Origin of the sequence: Paenarthrobacter sp. CCNWLY172, from assembly GCF_037402035.1 — a bacterium.
In the GTDB taxonomy this organism is placed as follows: Bacteria; Actinomycetota; Actinomycetes; order Actinomycetales; family Micrococcaceae; genus Arthrobacter.
In genome coordinates this window covers 158,122-173,991 of sequence record NZ_JBBEGB010000003.1, presented here as the reverse complement: position 1 = coordinate 173,991, position 15,870 = coordinate 158,122, and the positions used below count along the sequence as shown (strand labels likewise).

Genomic DNA, 15,870 nt, shown 5'->3' with positions numbered 1-15,870 from the left:
TGCCTTGGTGCGTTCGGGCATGGAAAAACCCCCGGATCACGATGATCCGAGGGCTTTCCGTGGGTGGAGATGGGGGGAATTGAACCCCCGTCCGATGTCGTTTTGTCAGGGCTTCTCCGGGCGCAGTTCGCGTCGGATTTTCTCGGCCCCAGCCATCCTGCGAACAGGTGGCTGATCCGGGCCCAGTCATCTAAAAGTCCCGTTTACCTCAATGACGAAGGCAAACAGCAGTGGCTATCTAAATGACGCCAGGAACCGGGGCGATAGCAACCCCGGGCTGACGGACTGTCTTACTGCTTAGGCAGCGAGAGCGAAGTCAGTGCGCTTAGATTCGGCACTTATTGGTTTGCAGACAGCGTTTACGAGATAATTCTGCATCCTCGGCCCGCTTCACCTGTCGCGACTAACATCGTCGAAACCGATCATCCCCGTATTTTGTTACCAAACCCGACCGGAACATCGACCTTGTCGAATTCCCTTCGGACTACTCATCATAACGCATGCATCCGGTGGAACATTCCACGGGCGCGGTGGGCGTGGCGCTACCGGCGGTTGCGCTCCCGCAACTCACGCAGCGATTCGCGCTTGTCCTGCTGCTCACGCAGCGTTTGGCGCTTGTCATAATCCTTCTTGCCTCGGGCAATGGCGATTTCCACCTTGGCGCGGCCATCCAGGAAGTACAACTGGAGCGGCACCACGGTGAAGCCGGACTCGCGGATCTTCTGCGAGATTTTGTCCAGTTCATCGCGATGAAGCAAGAGCTTACGACGCCGGCGCGCGGCGTGGTTGGTCCAGCTCCCTTGGTGATACTCAGGGATATGGATACCTTCCATCCACAACTCGTCGTTGTAGAAGGTGCAGAAGCCGTCCACCATGGAGGCATGGCCTTCACGAAGGGACTTCACTTCTGTTCCCATGAGGGCGATGCCGGCCTCATAGGTGTCCAGGACATGGTAGTTATGCCGGGCCTTCCGATTGGTGGCCACTACCTTACGGCCACTTTCCTTGGGCACGGTAGAACTCCTTGTTAGATGCGGATTTCAACTAGTGTACGCCAGTGCCGGGGGCCTCCCGAGCACTGCCCCACACACTAGAGGAGGTTCATGGGATCCACAGCGGAACCGTTCAACCACGTTTCGAAGTGCGCATGGCAACCGGTCGAGTTACCGGTGCTTCCCGAGTAGGCGATCAGTTGGCCGGCAGAAACGCGTTGGCCGTTCGACACCACAATGCTGCTGTTGTGGTAGTAGATGGTGGTCAGCGAATTGCCCTGGACTACGCCATGGGACAGCTTCACACGCCATCCACCGCCGTCGGCTGAGTTCCATCCTGAGTTGAAGACCTCGCCTGCAGCCGCCGCGTAGACCGGAGTGCCACATGCCGCGCCAAAGTCGATGCCGGTGTGCATGTAGCCACCCGTACCGTAGAAGTCGATGGTACCCGGGGGCGTTGCGCGCCAGCCGAATCCGGAGGTGATGGGAACATAACTGGCAAAGGGGTGACGCAGTCCGAAGGCGGACGGCGATCCTGCTGCCGGTGGAACGTACGGCTGCTCTGGTGGGGCCGGACGGCCTTGGGCCGCTGCTGCGGCTGCGGCCGCTGCGGCAGCCTCTTCAGCAAGACGGCGCTGCTCCGCTTCCCAGGCTTCCCTGAGTTTCCGGTCGCGCTCTACGATTTCAGCGGCCACGGTGTTCTGCTCAGCCTTGACGCGGGCCAGATTGGCTTCGATACCCGGTTTGGCAGCCTGAAGCTGCCCATTCAGGCGCGTGGTGTCTTCAATGAGCTTGTCGACTTCGGCTTTCTTGTTCGCAGCCTCGTCCCTTGCCGATTTCTCCCGGTCAAGCGCAGCGTCTGCTTTTGCTTTGAGATCTTGGATCTCTTCTTCGACGGCTACCAGCCGTGCCTGGGAATTCACGTTCGTGGCGTTCTGCTGGGTCAGCTTGGTCATGGCGGCGTTCTGGCTGCGCATGGCCTGGTCAGCCAAGTCCATGGACTCGGTCAGGTTGCCGGACTCACTGGACCCGAACAGAAGGGCGATGTTGGTGGGAACACCACCGGACTTGTAAGCCTGGGAGGCGATCTGACCGATCAGTTTCTTGGTATCAGTGATCTTCTGTTTATCACTTTCCAACTGCTCGGTGATCTTGGCCTTGTTTTGCTGGGCAAGTTCAACCCTGGCCGCCAGAGCTTCAACTTCCTTGACCGCACTCGCCACCCGGCCCTGCGCCTCAAGCAGCGCCTGCTGGGCTCCGGGAAGGCGGCCCTGGTAGATCACCAGGTCGCCGGCAGCCTTGGCGATGTTGGCATCGACAAACTCCAGGGATGCCTGAACCCTGGCGGCTTCAGCTTCAAGTGCGGCCTGCTGGTCTTCAAGGTTGTCGGCCTGGGCAGCGGGCGCGCCCGACAGGAGGCTGACAGCCAGACCCACAGCAAGCACGGCACCCATGATCCGAGCATTGCCCGACGCAAAGCGCCGGCGCAGGGAGATCGGGTCCAACGCGGTCATCAGGAGTCCTTTTCGGTTGTCAGCATGAAGGGTGATCGGGCTTGGGCGGTCATCGCTAGACCTTCAAATACTTGCGGAGGGTCAATAGCGAGGATATCCCAGCCAAACCCGCACCCAAGGCAATCAGCACGGGCGCGATCACCAGCACCTGGGTGGAGGAAATAAAGGGGGTGTTGAGGAACTGTGTCGACAGCTCACCATTAAGCCAGAAGTGCGCCATCAACCAGAGCGTGACCGAGGCTAGGACTGCCCCCACAACGGCAGCGATAACACCCTCCAGGATGAACGGGAGTTGGATGACTGTTTTGGATGCTCCAACGAGCCGCATGATCCCGGTTTCCCGGCGTCGGCTGAAGGCAGAAAGCCGGATGGTGGTGGTAATGAGAAGCACTGCGCAGAAGATCATGACCACGGCTACGCCCATCGCAGCAACCGACGCACCGTTCATCCAGGAGAAGATGCGCTCCAAAACCTGCCGCTGGTCGCTGACCGTCTCGACTCCCGGCTGGGAGGAGAACGTCTCGCTGATGATCTGGTACTTTTCCGGATTCTTCATGTTGATCCGGAAGGAAGCCGGCAGCTGGTCCTCGGACACCGAATCCACAATCGGTGAATTGGAGAACTGTTCCTTAAAGTGCGTGTAAGCCTCAGCCTGGGATTCGAACTGGAAATCGTTGATGTATTGCTTGACCGCCGGCGACTCAAGCATGGCCTGCAGGTTTTCCTGCTGCTCCTGGGTGGCCGGACCCGAAGCGCAGCCCACCGCCGTCGAACCGTCGTTGCAAAGGAAGACCGCCACCTGGACTTTGTCGTACCAGTAGCCCTTCATCTGGTTGATCTGCATCTGCAGCATGCCGGCCGCACCGACGAATGTCAGGGAAACGAACGTTACCAGGACCACTGAAATGACCATGGAAAGGTTCCGGCGCAAGCCACTGCCGATTTCCCCCAGGATGAACAGGAGCCTCACAGCTGCGCCCCCTGTGCACGGTTGAGTTCCTCGCCGCTGGCATCCCGCAGGCGGCGCGATTCGCCAACCACCGGAATCATCGAGGTGTAGAGCGCCTTGGCTTCGTCTCGAATGACCTTGCCGTTCTTGAGCTCCACCACCCGGCGGCGCATTTCATTGACGATGTCGTCGTCGTGGGTTGCCATGACTACTGTGGTGCCGTTCTGGTTGATCTTGTCCAGGACTCCCATGATTCCCATCGAGGTGATGGGGTCCAGGTTGCCGGTCGGTTCGTCAGCCAGCAGGATGCCGGGACGGTTTACGACGGCGCGGGCGATGGCCACACGTTGCTGCTCGCCACCTGAAAGTTCGTGGGGCATGCGCCGCTCCTTGCCCTCCAGGCCAACAGTCTTCAGGACCTCAGGAACGGTTTCGCGGATTATTGAACGGCTCTTGCCAATCACCTGCATCGCGAAGGCAACGTTGGCGAAGACATTCTTCTGCGGGAGCAGGCGGAAGTCCTGGAACACCACGCCGATGCCGCGACGAAGCTTGGGTACACGCCAGCTCGAAATGTTGGCAACGTTCTGCCCGGCAACATACACAGACCCGGACGAGGCTTTGTCTTCCTTCAGGATCAAGCGAAGAAAAGTGGACTTGCCTGAGCCCGAAGCACCTACGAGGAAGGTGAATTCGCCGCGGTTGATCTCAAGGCTGACAGAGTCGAGCGCCGGTCGGGCATTCTGCTCGTAGACCTTGGTGACATTCTCAAATCTGATCATGGCCCTTTAGAACCCCGCCGGACATGACATAGTCGCCCAGTCCAACAGCCGGAGCGCGGGCTTTCGATGGGGGAAGTGAGAGCACCGGCCACTCGACTATACGCACGGGCAGCCCGGATTTACCGGGCTTTGGAGGGTGTGTCGCGGAATCCAGAGCGTTGGCGCGAACCGGACTCCGCCCTTCTCCGTCCTAGCCGGCTGCCGCGTTGCGGTTGCCTGTACGCCAACGGATGCCGGCGTCAATGAAGTCATCGATGTCGCCGTCCAGGACTGCTGAGGTGTTGCCTACTTCATGTTCCGTTCGCAGATCTTTGACCATCTGGTACGGGTTGAGGACGTAGGAGCGCATCTGGTCACCCCAGGACGCCTTGACGTCTCCGGCCAAGGCCTTCTTTTCCGCGTCCTCCTGTTCCTTCTTGACCAGCAGCAATCGGGACTGAAGCACGCGCATGGCAGCGGCACGGTTCTGAAGCTGTGACTTTTCGTTCTGCATCGAGACCACAATGCCCGTGGGGATGTGAGTCAACCGCACTGCCGAGTCGGTGGTGTTGACCGACTGGCCTCCGGGCCCCGAGGAACGGAAGACGTCAACACGAATTTCGTTATCCGGAATTTCGATGGAGTCCGTCTGTTCGATCAACGGAATAACTTCCACTGCCGCAAAGGACGTCTGTCGGCGGCCTTGGTTGTCGAAGGGGCTGATGCGGACCAACCGGTGTGTTCCTGCTTCGACGCTCAACGTGCCGAACGCGTACGGCGCCTTGACCTCAAACGTGGCGGATTTCAGTCCCGCCTCCTCGGCATAGGACGTATCCATCACGGTGGTGGGGTACCCGTGGCGTTCTGCCCAGCGCAGGTACATCCGCATCAGCATCTCGGCGAAATCTGCCGCGTCAACTCCACCGGCACCCGCACGGATGGTAACCACCGCTTCGCGTTCGTCGTACTCGCCTGCCAACAGCGTGGTGATTTCGAGTTCCGCCAGAGCCTTGCGAATGGACGCCAACTCCTTGGCAGCCTCCGCCATGGAGTCTTCGTCGCCCTCGTCCTGGCCGAGTTCCACCAGGACTTCAAGGTCGTCGATCCGGGAGTCCAGCTTGGAAAGACGCTCAACTTCGGACTGCCGGTGTGACAACCGCGAAGTTATCACCTGGGCAGAAGCCGGGTCATCCCAAAGGTCCGGGGCTCCGGCTTGCTCGCTCAGTTCAGCGATCTCAGCCTTTAGTGCATCAACATCGGTAACGTTCTCGATGGAGCTGTAAGTTGCGCGAAGTGCGCGGATTTCTGCGGGAAAATCTATCTCAGCCATGGTCCTCCCAGCGTACGCTATCCGTCACGCTCCCCCGACGGCTCCGTTCTTTCCTGCCGGACCATGACCCGGACCGTTACTGCGTTAAAGATGAGCGGGCGACCGATCGGGCCTCAACCAGGATCCCGTCCGGCAGGAGGAAGCTGATGACCGGAGGATGGGCCACAGCGGTAAGGACCACTACGGCTGTGCCGCCGGGCTCGCTGCCAGTGCCGGCCGCCAGGGCAAGGCGGTCATGATGGGAAGAGGCGCCAGTGCCGGAGAGGTAGGAGGCTGCCCCGGACCGCACGCGCTCATCCACCAACGACGGTTCAGGGCGGCTCCCGGCCCCTATATCCCCCACCATGAAGGAGTCGGCAGCGGCAAGCGCTGCTCCGTCCGCCAGCGACAACAGTTTCTTGTGCTCCAAATAGACCGCCGAGACGGCCATGACCACTGTTGCCAGAAGGAGCGCAAGCACAACGAAGCCAATAATGAGAACGGCGATCTGGCCGTCTTCGCGGGTTTTTCCGTTGAGCAGCGTCGTCACAGGAAGCGCCCCACTGCTTGAGTGGCCGATGCACTCAACCTGGCGGCACTCAAGCCCACTGTGTCTCCAAAGGGCATCAGGGGCAAGGGAACATCGAGGGTGACCGTCACCGTCACCTTTGCTCCAGCCGACAGACAGTCCGCTCTGTCACACGACACCTTAACCCTGGCGTTGTCCGGGGTATGCCCGTAGTCCCCCAGGGCAAGGAAGACTGCCCGTTCCGCCGCCGCCCCGGCATCGGCAAGCTCATCCCGCGCCACAAACACCTTCGCGGCTTGGTCGGCGGCCCCGACCACCGCAAAAGACCCCCCTTGGATCTGTCCCACCGTCACCACGAAACAGACCACGGGAACCATGAGCAGTACAGCCAGGAACGTAAATTCCACTACGGCACTTCCCTGTTCGCCCCCAAGCGCCCCCGCGCCTGGCCCGAACCTCCTGGCGGGCACCCCGACTCGATCCCCGGCGGGCACCCCAAAGGAACCGTCAGCGGGCACCCCGGCCGGCCCGGCAGAGAGGCATAGTGCCTGGTGCATCCTTTGCCTGAAGGCTTTGAGCAGGTTCAGGCGTGGCTCAGTGTGCTGCATGACCCTTCACCTCCAGCAAGCCACGGGGACCAACCAGCCCGACAACCGGCAAGGGCGCCGTCACCGTCACCTCCAAGGTGCGGGCTCCGTCCACCATGACGTCGCTGCAAACGATGTCCCCGGAAAAGTCACTGTTCAAGGCGGAGCGAATCAACTCCGCGGTCCGTGCCCGTGCATCTGCCGGTGTCCGATCCGCCAAGGCCCCGTAACGCGCACCGGAGGCCGCGGCATCAATCAGGGTGTTGCGGACGTGCAACACCAAGGTGAGCTGGATGATCGCCATGAAGAACAGCGTCAACAGCGCGCCGACCAAGACAAAGTCGACAACGGCGGACCCGCACTCATCGGAGGCGTTCCGCCGTTGCTTTATCCGAAGCCCTGGAACAACGGCGGTGTCCGGCCGCACTCCTACTGGCCCACTTTCTCAATCGCCTGATCGAACAAGCCCTCCAAAGCAGGAGCAGCCAGGGCAAGAAGGCCAGCGACCAGGACAGCCGACATCAGAGTAATCATGACCCAGCCAGGCACATCCCCTCGATCCCGGTCCTCGGCACAGGACAGTCCCCTGAACGCGACCGCCATAACCCACGAGCTGCTGACGACGCTCAGGAAGGAGGTGGCGGACAGTCTTCTTGTAATGCGGTTCATTGTTCTCCCCAGGATGAATGGATCGGCGGACGGATATGGCGTGAAGTGATGCGGTGGATTCGGTGGACCGTGCTGCATCCATGGACTGGACTGCCTCGACGGATAAAACCTGGGCGTTCTTGACGGCTGGCTTACAGGCTGATTTCCAGCGCAGCCATGGCCGGGAAGGCAGCGAAGACGACTGTCAGCGGGAGCACCCCGAAAACGAGGGGAACCGTAATCGTTTACTGCTAGCGTTTCTGGCATGAGCCAAATAGCGATCTATGTGCGGCAGTCCCAAGACAAGACAGGCCAGGAGGCTGCCGTGGAGCGCCAAGAAGCGTCCTGCCGCAAGATCGCCGAAGCCAAGGGCTGGGATGAACTCGCGCTGTATCGGGACAACGACAAAAGCGCCTCCAACGGCAAGGAGCGACCCGAGTTCGAGCGCCTCCTACGGGACATTGAGGTCGGCCTCGTTTCGGCCGTGGTGGTGTGGCACCTAGACCGGCTCACCAGGACCATCCGCGACCTAACCCGAGTCATTGAAGCCGGGAAAGCCCACCGTGTGAACATCGCGTCGGTCCACGGCGTCTCCCTTGACTTGGGCGACCCCACCGGCGTTGCCGTTGCCACCATCCTGACTGCCATCGCCGCCATGGAGGTGCAGCACAAAGGCAACCGCCAGCGGGAGGCAAACCGGCAACGCGCCGTCGCTGGAAAGGCATTCTGGACGCGGCGCCCCTTTGGGTATGACCGTGGTCCCGAGGGCGTGTACATCGTCGAGGAAGAGGCAGAACTGATCCGTGCAGCCGCGGAGCGAGTCCTAGAGGGCTCCACCATCGCCGCCATCGCCCGCGCCTGGAACGATGCTGGGCTCCGGACTACTGCTATCCGGAAGGAGACGGAGGGTCGGGCTGCGACCGACGGGGGCTTATGGGGCGTTACCCAAGTACGGCGGGTCCTGCTGAATCCCCGCTACGCGGGCAAGCGCCTATACAACGGGGAAGAGATGGAAAGCGATGGACTGTGGGAGCCCATCCTCAGTGAGGAAACGCACCGTGCACTTGAGGAACGCCTGACTGATCCCCGGCGCAAGACCGCGCCGGATGATCTAAACACCAAGTACCTGCTTTCCGGGATCTGCGTCTGCGGCAAATGCGGCAAGAAGATGTTTGCTTCCCCCGTGAAGTCCAAAGGCAAGGAGTGGATGGTCTATCGCTGCTTCGGAGGCTACTGCATGACGCGGCGGCTGGACCTCGTCGATGAGATCGTGGAGAAACGCACCTTGGAGCTTCTGTCCCGCCCTGATGCGGCAGGACGCCTTTCGGGCAGCCAAGACGCTGCCGCCCTTAGAAGGGAGGCGGTCGAGCTGCGCGGGCGGCGGGATGCGCTTGCGTCGATGCTGGCGGAAGGCCTGCTGGCTCCGGCGGCCGTGCGGGAGCAGGCGGGCAAGATTGGAGCAAGGCTCCGAGGGGTAGAGGATGCCCTCGATTCGATGGATGGGCTGAACCCAGCGGCCGCTATGGCTGGAGCGGATGATGCCATCAGCGAGTGGTTCAGCGCATCACTGGGCAAGCAACGCCAGGTCATCAGAGGGCTGTGGAACATCACCGTCCTACCGGCCGGGAAGGGTGTTAGGTTTTCTCCAGACCAGGTACAGATGACACCGGCGGAAGGTTGGAACTGATGAGCGTCCATTCGATCACTGTCGTGTGCCGCGATCCTCGGCATCCCAAGGGGCAGCAGAAGCTTCTCACGCTCCAATGCGTGCGGCCCGACCGACCTGGCTATGTTCAGGAGGACGAATGGGCCTGGTCGCCGAAGCCAACCCATACCCGGTCATCCATTCCGGGCCGCAACCAAGCCAGCCACGGTTACGACGACTGGTGGAAGGAAGCCATGAAGGACCCCGACTTCCTGCCCAATCCCCCGAAGCACGGCGACGGATCGGCGGGGATCAAGACCGTCTTCGAATGCACGCGATGTGGGAGTGCCTTCGCAGCGTCAAACAAGGAGAAGCTGGACGCCGTCCTGACTAAGTGCTGGGAGAACAATCTCGCAGAAATACCGTTGGACTTTCTCCGACGTGCTTATAATCCCTAGTAGCTAGGTCCTTCTAGGACCCCCAGCTGAGTCGGTCAGGCTCCATACCTGACCACGCCAGACCCTTGAGCAAAGGGCACGATTTTTACGTGCCCTGGAGGCTCAAATGTCTTGGAACCCTGAACTGTCTTGGACGCGCGAACGCGCTCGGCTTGCTGCCCTTCATCGTTCCCGCCAACCAGATGACCCAGAACTGCAGGATGCTCGGCAACGGCTAAAGGCAGCGCTCCTTGAGGATCACATCAGGAAAGCGGTTGAATCCTACCCGCCGCTAACCTCAGAGCAGCTGGACTTCATTTCGGCGGCCTTGCACCAACACTCACGTTCGGGCGGCGACGCGGCATGACCCCGGACATAGAAAACCCCCCGGCAGGCACCGAGGGGTCCTCTCCAAGCGGAACACCATCCATCCTCAGTATAAATGTCCGGCCTCTAACCAGGGCGGACCTTTCCGCTGAGGAGCACGCGCTCCGCACCGAGCTGTTGAGGAAAGCCATTGCAACGTTCCGGGAATCGGGGCAGGAGCTAGACGACGTTGCCCTGGCCGCCCTGGAGGCCACAGTCATAGCTAAGATCGCCGAAGCCCGCCAGCACATACCACTTAGCCCAGTCATGGCAGCCTCGCTGAAGCAACTCCCGAGCCTGCACTACCAAGTGGACTACGGCGACCTTAACCAGCAGGCCTTCCAAGCCTTGGTGGACAAGGAGTACCGCACCCTCTTGGCCCGGGACACAGCCCGCCGGCAGATTGAGTCGGCACAGCGCACGGACCTGGAGCCCAAGCCGCCAGTCCGGCTCGACAAGCTTCTACTCCAGCCGGACGAGGACCCCGAATACCGTATCGACGGCCTGCACCCCACCGGCGGACGGGTCATGCTGCTCGCCATGCGGAAAACAGGGAAGTCCACGCTGGTCGGCAACCTAGCCCGCTGCCTGGTCGATGACTACCCGCTGTTCGGCAGGTTCCGCGTCGAGCCGGTGGAGCGCCTCCTAATCATCGACAACGAACTGGACGAGAGAACCTCCAAGCGCTGGCTGCGGGACCAAGGCATCAAGAACACCCACCGGGTCGATGTCCTGCATCTTCGCGGCCAAACCGGCACGTTCAACATCCTCGACCCCGTCATCCGCTCCCAATGGGCCCGGCGTTGCGAAGGCGTGGACTTGGCCTTTTTCGACTGCCTCCGCCCCATTTTGGATGCCTTGGGCCTGTCGGAGGACAAGGACGCGGGCCGCTTCCTCGTGGCCTTCGACGCCTTCCTGGCCGAGGCAGGGATCGGAGAAGCCGTAGTCGTCCACCACATGGGCCACAGCGGCGAACGTGCCCGCGGTGACTCCCGCATCCAGGACTGGCCCGACGCCATCTGGAAGCTCGTGGCCGAGGACCCGGAGGACCACAGCAGCCCCCGCTTCTTCTCCGCCTATGGCAGGGATGTGAACGTGCCCGAGTTCCAGTTGGACTTCGAGTCCACGACCCGGCACCTCACCCACGCCGGTGGCTCCCGCAAGGACGGGAAAATCGGCAACCACCTCGAAGCCGTTATCGACTTCGTCATCCTCCACCCAGGCGTTTCCAGAAGCGGGATCAAGGAGCAGCTGCGCGGCGACGACAAAGTGATCGCCAGTGCCGTCGACAGAGCCGTAGAGCTCGGACGGCTTGAGGAACGCCCCCGGCTGGGAAGGGGCGGCGGCAAAGCTTACTTCCCCGCTCCTGAGCCCAAACCCGGAACCCCGGTGACCCCGGTGAACCCGGTGAACCCCAGTGCACCCATGTTCTGAACTCAGGTAACCCCGGTTATAAACCGGGGTTCCTGTTCAGGTACCTGCGAAGGAGAAACCCAATGAACACCGACACCCAAGTTCAAGCAGTACTCGACTACCAACCCGACCTGCACATCTGGGGCAACGGCGACCCCGGCTTCCCCGAGTTCGAATTCCACGCCGCCCGCAACGAGCTGCTCAAGCCCTCCACCCTCCTCGGAATCCAAGCCACCACCCTGTGGTGCAACCGCCACCTGGTCTCATCCCGGCCGAACAAAAGCCGCGACCGCTCCACCTACTACTGGAAGCACGTCTACGAACGGCACACCAACGGCATCTACATCCCCAACGGAGCCTTCGCCGTCGCAGCAGCCCTGGCAGGGCTACCCATGGACTGGTCCGAATACAACCCCACCATCCACGCCCGCGAATCCCGCCACCACCCCATCGAGGGACGACGTGACTAATCCCCGCCAGCTCAAGGACATTGCAGCCAGTTTGCCTGAGTTCACCGCCCTGATGAACGCTCAAGTCCGAGCCACGCTGCCGTGCAAAGGCGGCACGGAATGGATGGCGGAAGACCAACGCATCCAGCAACGGGCCGCCGAGCTGTGCCGCCCCTGTACCCTCTTGGCGGTGTGCCGCACCTACGCCATCGCCGCCGGTGAACGGTCCGGCGTCTGGGGAGGCACAACAGCTAAGGACCGCAAGCGACTCCGACGGAAAACGGCAGCATGACGCCGACCAACGGAGGGGGCGTCTGCGTCGCGGAAACGGATCGCCGGAAGCGCGCCGGGGTCCGGCCGCTTCCAGCCTTTCAAAATTCACAACCCCCCTTGAAGCTTCAACTATCAATGGCAACGCACTAGGAGACTCTTATGGCAACTAAAAATGATTTTGAGGTTCACCGCACAGCACTTGCATTGGTCCAAGCCAACAGGGCCAACGACGAAGCAGGCATCATTGCCGTCCTCAGCATGGTCAAAGAGTCAGATATCGGAGAGTTCGTGGTGGCGCTCACTGAGCTCGTCTCCGAGGCCTTCAACACGGCCCCCTCCGCGGGCTGGGAGGCGTTCGTTTCACACTACTCGGCGGCGATCGACACAGCTGAGTCCCAGATCTAACGGCTGCCGCTGCCTCCCAAAGTTCAGGGAGGCAGCGGCAGCCCAATTCTGTTCGAAAACGCCCACATAAGTACCGGAAGTACTGGAGGGTAGAAGCAGGGCCATCGCCACAGCCGACTACAAGGAGCTGTGCCATGACACCCCAAGAAAGACTCATCGAACTTGTCGCAGAGGGCGAAGCGCTACGACGCAAAGCCATTGACGCTCCGGACACTTTCACCGAAGCCGACGCTGACAGGGCGACGGCTGTCGCCAAGGAGCACGCCACCACTAGCGCCTTGGTCCATCACCAAAAGACCACAAGCGAAGCCCTCGCCCAAGCTGGCGCAGGGACCCCTACACAATCCTCAAGCGTCGGCTCGTCCGGCCTCTTTGAAGTTGACGCTGGCAGCGGCCGAACCAAGTTCTCGGGACGCGGCGGCGTTCCCCTCGCCCAAGGAGACAAAACCAAGGCGTACGCCGACCAAATCATGAGGGCGTTCGCAAGCGCGGCCCCCGCCATCGGCGGACCGGCCGTGCACAAGGCTCTCGTCCCCTCCGGAAACATCACCGCCGACTTCGATGGCCGCGTCATCCACGACCCCGCCGCCACCTTCAGCATCTTGGAGGCCGTGAACCGCCGCGAAGTCAGCTCAGCCGCAGGAACCTACCTGCGGCAAACACAGCGCGTAAACAACGCCGCCCCCGTGGTGCCCGGAGAGCTGAAGCCAATCTCGCAGTACGGGCTGGAACCAGCAACGTGGCAGATCGCCACCATTGCGCACCTGTCCGAGCCCATCAAGCTGCAGTGGCTGGACGACTACCCGGCGCTGGAGCAGTTCCTCGGTCAGGAACTGGCATACGGCGTGGATGAGGCCATCGCGGACTTCATCCTCAACGGCGGCACCGCTGAGGATGGCAGCACCGTCTCTGGCATCCTCAACACCAGCGGCGTCGTGCAAACCCCCTTCACCACGAACAGGCTCCTGACCCTCCGCCGGGCGATCGGAGAGCTGGATGTCCAGGGCGTCACCCCAACCGGCATCGTCCTGAACCCGACCGACTGGGAATCCATCGAAACGCTGACCACCACAACCGGAGAATTCCTGCTTCCGCTGGCGCCCCAGAATTCCGTCGAACGGCGCCTCTGGAACACCCCAGTTACTTTGGCGGCAGCCATGCCCGCTGGGGAAGCCATCATCGGAGACCTCTCCACCGTGTCCCTGCTGTACCGGAACTCGCAGCGGATCGAGTGGAACCCATACATGGGAGATACTGCCACTGATGGCACCCCCGCCATCAGAGATCTTTTCCGCCGTAACGAGGTTGTATTCCGAGCCGAAATCCGTATCGGCCTGGAAATCCTCTCCACAAAGACGCTCCGTATCGCGGACCTTACTGCATAGATTCAGCTGTTGTGCAGGTCCGTATCACCGGCAGGGGCAGAGTATATGCCCCTGCCGGTCCGAAGGGATTCTTGGGCTTGAGCTGGTGAAATGACTCCGGAGATTACCGCCTTGAGAAGCAGGAAGATTTGGCGCGTGTCTATGACCAAGCCGTCATCCTCAGCGAAGTCCTGCACGTCTTCTGGACTTGCACCCAACGGAATAGGTCGCTCATCAGGGGACTTCCCAAATTGAGCGTTCACGATGTACCACTGCGCGTCCGGGCTTCGGCTCTCCTTCTTGGTAAAGAAGCCAACGGCCTTAGCCAGCTGACGAAGGTCACCGGCCTTCGCTCCGCCTTTGGCATATCCTTTGACCTCGGCGAGTGCGATCCAACCTGGCGTTGATGGAATGGAGATTTGGAGATCTTCCCGTTTCGCTGCGCTGTTAGCCTCGGCTATTGCGTCGGAGTCGACAACTTTGAACCCTATGCGCTCCAGGGCAGCTGTCACGGCCGCAACCAGCTCATCTCCCTGAGACGTCAGGAGGCGACGCTCATTCCGTTCAGCTAGTTGAGCCGTAAGATCAGCCTTCAGTTGGAGATCTAATTTGTCCTGTTCCCGATCTCGGAGCAGTTTTTCGGTCTCAGCCTCATAAGCGGTGATAGCTGCCGCAGCGTCCACCTCGTCGGCTGTGAGCCACCGTTCGGTAAGGGCTTGGCCGACTGCCGGATGCTCGTCAGGGTACTCTTCCCGCCAGTGGGCAAGTGCTGCTCGAAGCCATTGGGGCTTGGCTGTTGTGGTTGTGGCTAACATCCACCACTGGGAGCCTGCCGGGTTTCGAAGGATACCCGCAAGGGGGTTACCATCTGTTTCCTGAACCAAGGCCTCAAAGTACTGCCGGCCACTCGCTGGCACCCCAATTACAGAGTAGGAGCCCCCCGGCGTCACATGGCGAAGTAGCTCTTGGTTGCACAAATGCTCTAGCCCTAACGCACGCGCAGATTGTCCGACTTCGAATCTGGCCGCCTGGTCTCCCCCCCGCAGGGAGAAATGACCGCCGTTGTAGTGCACATCCGTGTAGGTAGTCTGTTCGCCAGATGCAGTCTCGCCGAATTGCAGCACCTTCAGATGCTTCGCGAGCGGGATTTTATAGTCAGGCTCTCCCTCCACCACCAAGATGGTGTAGTCCGCCTGACGGACCTCCACGAGACTTTCTATGTAGTTAACGGTCGCCCCGAGGGAATTAAGTTCTTTCCACAGAGGGCTATCTACCTCGATGTTTTTGGCGATGATCCAGGGTAACGGCCTCGGATCAAGTGCAGACGCTATGACGCTCACCACGGTTGACTCATTTCCTTCTTCGCTGCCCGCCCAACATCGTTCACAGGAGGCCGCACCTATTCGCTGCGGTGAAGAGGTCGGCCTGGAAGTGGTCGAGCGTTGCGCGGGTATACATTCCCTCGATGGCCCTGTTTCGCCACAATCTGTGTATCCGGGCCAGGTCCGAGCGCCGCCGTATCCAGCCGATTCCGTCAATTACGGCCATCACGTACTGATTGGGGCGCCGAGCAGCGGCCATAGCCTCTATCTCCCGGACCGCGTCGGAGAGTTTACTTCCGGTGGAATCGAAACCCTTTGCAGCTACCACGATTTCCGCATCCGCACCTGCTCCGGGGATGGCCAGGTCGTATGGGGCCTCGACGCCGTTGGCACCAATGAACGTTCCGCGCAGGACATATGGGAGGCCGAGCGTTTTGGCTATCTCCTCTATTTCGTCCTCAAGATTTCGGCCTGCCACCGTTGCCCTTTTGGCAACAGCGCGCGACCCAGCCCTTGCCACAAGCACATCGCCGAAGTCGTACTCTCGCTGAAGCTGTGCATGTAGCTGAGCGACGAGGCCGAAGCTTTCGTCCAGATACGCGATCAGGTCTTGCGGCCGTTCACGGGTCAACACGGTATATCCCGAAGTCCCCAGCTTGTGACGAAGGTTGTTCAGGAGCTTTTCCTTCGAGAGGCCGAGAGCGAGGCCGAGCGTCTCGACATGGCGTGGCCTAGTACTGATCCAGTCCGTAAGGCTCTCCTGCGAAATTACCCTCAGCTCAGCGAGTTCTGCCGCCGCCAGCTTTATATTTATGCCCTCGGGGGATTCCCGTGTGGGAATAGGGTGCGCGGATTGCGACCCCAGTGTTGCCATGTAGTCGTCAAGGGACGGGATTTGTGCCGCCAC

General features: G+C 61.0%; 18 protein-coding genes and 1 other RNA gene. 7 read left to right on the top strand and 12 right to left on the bottom strand.

Annotated features, from left to right (window positions below):
• Positions 1-61 precede the first annotated feature (61 nt).
• From ssrA to WBN73_RS05575, 10 genes are all read right to left on the bottom strand, one after another.
• Positions 62-430: a transfer-messenger RNA gene (gene ssrA / locus WBN73_RS05620) on the bottom strand.
• Positions 431-542: 112 nt separating this feature from the next.
• Positions 543-1,013, bottom strand: a complete 471-nt coding sequence (smpB, locus tag WBN73_RS05615; protein ID WP_017198498.1) for an SsrA-binding protein SmpB — start codon at positions 1,011-1,013, stop codon at positions 543-545.
• 77 nt (positions 1,014-1,090) lie between these two features.
• On the bottom strand, positions 1,091-2,506 hold the full coding sequence (locus WBN73_RS05610; protein WP_089595581.1) for a M23 family metallopeptidase: 1,416 nt from the start codon (positions 2,504-2,506) through the stop codon (positions 1,091-1,093).
• Between the two features lie 55 nt (positions 2,507-2,561).
• Positions 2,562-3,476: a permease-like cell division protein FtsX gene (gene ftsX, locus WBN73_RS05605; protein ID WP_207593944.1), complete on the bottom strand. Its 915-nt coding sequence runs from the start codon at positions 3,474-3,476 to the stop codon at positions 2,562-2,564.
• Positions 3,473-4,237, bottom strand: coding sequence for a cell division ATP-binding protein FtsE (ftsE, locus tag WBN73_RS05600; protein WP_017198501.1), 765 nt, complete (start codon positions 4,235-4,237; stop codon positions 3,473-3,475). The genes ftsX and ftsE overlap by 4 nt, the downstream gene beginning before the upstream one ends.
• A gap of 190 nt (positions 4,238-4,427) precedes the next feature.
• Positions 4,428-5,546, bottom strand: a complete 1,119-nt coding sequence (gene prfB, locus WBN73_RS05595; RefSeq protein WP_207593945.1) for a peptide chain release factor 2 — start codon at positions 5,544-5,546, stop codon at positions 4,428-4,430.
• A 76-nt stretch (positions 5,547-5,622) separates the two neighbouring features.
• A complete protein-coding gene (locus tag WBN73_RS05590) occupies positions 5,623-6,075 on the bottom strand; it encodes a pilus assembly protein TadG-related protein (protein ID WP_337339729.1) in 453 nt (150 codons plus the stop codon).
• A complete protein-coding gene (locus tag WBN73_RS05585; RefSeq protein ID WP_337339730.1) occupies positions 6,072-6,662 on the bottom strand; it encodes a hypothetical protein in 591 nt (196 codons plus the stop codon). Before WBN73_RS05585 ends, WBN73_RS05590 begins: the two co-directional genes overlap by 4 nt.
• Positions 6,649-7,032, bottom strand: coding sequence for a TadE/TadG family type IV pilus assembly protein (locus WBN73_RS05580; RefSeq protein ID WP_207597594.1), 384 nt, complete (start codon positions 7,030-7,032; stop codon positions 6,649-6,651). Before WBN73_RS05580 ends, WBN73_RS05585 begins: the two co-directional genes overlap by 14 nt.
• 38 nt (positions 7,033-7,070) lie before the next feature.
• On the bottom strand, positions 7,071-7,310 hold the full coding sequence (locus tag WBN73_RS05575) for a hypothetical protein (protein WP_337339806.1): 240 nt from the start codon (positions 7,308-7,310) through the stop codon (positions 7,071-7,073).
• 244 nt (positions 7,311-7,554) lie between these two features.
• On the opposite strand from WBN73_RS05575, the gene WBN73_RS05570 reads away from it, so the two are divergent.
• From WBN73_RS05570 to WBN73_RS05540, 7 genes are all read left to right on the top strand, one after another.
• Positions 7,555-8,976: a recombinase family protein gene (locus tag WBN73_RS05570; RefSeq protein ID WP_337339731.1), complete on the top strand. Its 1,422-nt coding sequence runs from the start codon at positions 7,555-7,557 to the stop codon at positions 8,974-8,976.
• A complete protein-coding gene (locus WBN73_RS05565; RefSeq protein WP_337339732.1) occupies positions 8,976-9,392 on the top strand; it encodes a hypothetical protein in 417 nt (138 codons plus the stop codon). Before WBN73_RS05570 ends, WBN73_RS05565 begins: the two co-directional genes overlap by 1 nt.
• A 342-nt stretch (positions 9,393-9,734) precedes the next feature.
• Entirely contained in the window at positions 9,735-11,171 is a 1,437-nt protein-coding gene (locus WBN73_RS05560) for an AAA family ATPase (protein WP_337339733.1), read from the top strand.
• Between the two features lie 62 nt (positions 11,172-11,233).
• Positions 11,234-11,620 carry a hypothetical protein gene (locus tag WBN73_RS05555; protein WP_337339734.1) on the top strand — a complete coding sequence of 129 codons (387 nt, stop codon included), beginning with the start codon at positions 11,234-11,236 and terminating at the stop codon, positions 11,618-11,620.
• The gene (locus tag WBN73_RS05550; protein WP_337339735.1) at positions 11,613-11,891 is read left to right on the top strand and encodes a WhiB family transcriptional regulator; all 279 of its coding nucleotides are present in this window, start codon (positions 11,613-11,615) and stop codon (positions 11,889-11,891) included. Before WBN73_RS05555 ends, WBN73_RS05550 begins: the two co-directional genes overlap by 8 nt.
• A 140-nt stretch (positions 11,892-12,031) precedes the next feature.
• A complete protein-coding gene (locus tag WBN73_RS05545; protein WP_337339736.1) occupies positions 12,032-12,277 on the top strand; it encodes a hypothetical protein in 246 nt (81 codons plus the stop codon).
• A 134-nt stretch (positions 12,278-12,411) separates the two neighbouring features.
• Entirely contained in the window at positions 12,412-13,662 is a 1,251-nt protein-coding gene (locus WBN73_RS05540) for a phage major capsid protein (RefSeq protein WP_337339737.1), read from the top strand.
• Positions 13,663-13,664: 2 nt separating this feature from the next.
• On the opposite strand, the gene WBN73_RS05535 is transcribed toward WBN73_RS05540, so the two are convergent.
• Both WBN73_RS05535 and WBN73_RS05530 read right to left on the bottom strand, forming a co-directional pair.
• Positions 13,665-14,984 carry a hypothetical protein gene (locus tag WBN73_RS05535; RefSeq protein ID WP_337339738.1) on the bottom strand — a complete coding sequence of 440 codons (1,320 nt, stop codon included), beginning with the start codon at positions 14,982-14,984 and terminating at the stop codon, positions 13,665-13,667.
• 40 nt (positions 14,985-15,024) lie between these two features.
• Positions 15,025-15,870 carry a hypothetical protein gene (locus WBN73_RS05530; RefSeq protein ID WP_337339739.1) on the bottom strand — a complete coding sequence of 282 codons (846 nt, stop codon included), beginning with the start codon at positions 15,868-15,870 and terminating at the stop codon, positions 15,025-15,027.

Coding starts and splice junctions, on each gene's coding strand:
- ftsE (WP_017198501.1), bottom strand. CDS start 4,237: ATGATCAGATTTGAGAATGTCACCAAGGTCTACGAGCAGAATGCCCGA.
- WBN73_RS05570 (WP_337339731.1), top strand. CDS start 7,555: ATGAGCCAAATAGCGATCTATGTGCGGCAGTCCCAAGACAAGACAGGC.
- WBN73_RS05610 (WP_089595581.1), bottom strand. CDS start 2,506: ATGACCGCGTTGGACCCGATCTCCCTGCGCCGGCGCTTTGCGTCGGGC.
- WBN73_RS05560 (WP_337339733.1), top strand. CDS start 9,735: ATGACCCCGGACATAGAAAACCCCCCGGCAGGCACCGAGGGGTCCTCT.
- prfB (WP_207593945.1), bottom strand. CDS start 5,546: ATGGCTGAGATAGATTTTCCCGCAGAAATCCGCGCACTTCGCGCAACT.
- WBN73_RS05545 (WP_337339736.1), top strand. CDS start 12,032: ATGGCAACTAAAAATGATTTTGAGGTTCACCGCACAGCACTTGCATTG.
- WBN73_RS05575 (WP_337339806.1), bottom strand. CDS start 7,310: ATGAACCGCATTACAAGAAGACTGTCCGCCACCTCCTTCCTGAGCGTC.
- WBN73_RS05585 (WP_337339730.1), bottom strand. CDS start 6,662: ATGCAGCACACTGAGCCACGCCTGAACCTGCTCAAAGCCTTCAGGCAA.
- WBN73_RS05540 (WP_337339737.1), top strand. CDS start 12,412: ATGACACCCCAAGAAAGACTCATCGAACTTGTCGCAGAGGGCGAAGCG.
- WBN73_RS05555 (WP_337339734.1), top strand. CDS start 11,234: ATGAACACCGACACCCAAGTTCAAGCAGTACTCGACTACCAACCCGAC.
- WBN73_RS05565 (WP_337339732.1), top strand. CDS start 8,976: ATGAGCGTCCATTCGATCACTGTCGTGTGCCGCGATCCTCGGCATCCC.